At 62.0% G+C, this 939-nt stretch carries 1 protein-coding gene; it reads right to left on the bottom strand.

Features of this window, described 5'->3' with window-relative positions; translation table 11 throughout:
- Positions 1-938, bottom strand: a 938-nt coding sequence (tuf, locus tag AC6LJW_RS29425) for an elongation factor Tu (protein ID WP_498088973.1), incomplete at its 3' end; no start/stop codon positions are given.
- Position 939: the final 1 nt, after the last annotated feature.

Here is a 939-nt window from a genome sequence, read left to right as displayed (position 1 = left end):
ATGTAGACCTCGGACGTGAAGTCCGTGTGCGGGGTGATCGAGCCCGGCTTGGCCAGAACTTGGCCGCGCTGGACGTCTTCACGCTTGGTGCCGCGCAGCAGGATGCCCACGTTGTCGCCGGCTTGACCTTGGTCCAGCAGCTTGCGGAACATTTCCACGCCGGTGCAAGTCGTCTTGACCGTCGGCACCAGACCGACGATTTCGAGTTCTTCGCCGACCTTGATGATGCCGCGTTCGATACGGCCGGTCACCACGGTGCCGCGACCCGAGATCGAGAACACGTCTTCAACCGGCATCAGGAACGCGCCGTCAACGGCACGCTCAGGCGTCGGGATGTACGAGTCCAGCGCGTCGGCCAGCGCCATGATGGCTTGCTCGCCCAGTTCGCCCTTGTCGCCTTCCAGCGCCAGCTTGGCCGAACCCTTGACGATCGGGGTGTCGTCGCCCGGGAAGTCGTACTTGGACAGCAGTTCGCGAACTTCCATTTCCACCAGCTCGAGCAGCTCGGCGTCGTCAACCATGTCAGCCTTGTTCAGGAAGACGATGATGTACGGCACGCCAACCTGGCGGCTCAGCAGGATGTGTTCACGCGTTTGCGGCATGGGGCCGTCAGCGGCCGACACGACCAGGATCGCGCCGTCCATCTGGGCGGCGCCCGTGATCATGTTCTTGACGTAGTCAGCGTGGCCCGGGCAGTCAACGTGCGCGTAGTGACGCGCTTGCGTTTCGTACTCGACGTGAGCCGTGTTGATCGTGATGCCGCGAGCCTTTTCTTCAGGAGTCGCATCGATCTGGTCGTAGCCCTTGGCTTCGCCGCCGAACTTGTTCGACAGAACGGTCGTGATCGCCGCCGTCAACGTCGTTTTGCCGTGGTCAACGTGACCAATCGTACCCACGTTCACGTGCGGCTTGGTACGTTCAAACTTGCCTTTTGCCATG

This window comes from Achromobacter sp. 1012554356 (assembly GCF_059760815.1).
This window is presented reverse-complemented; position numbering and strand designations above follow the sequence as displayed.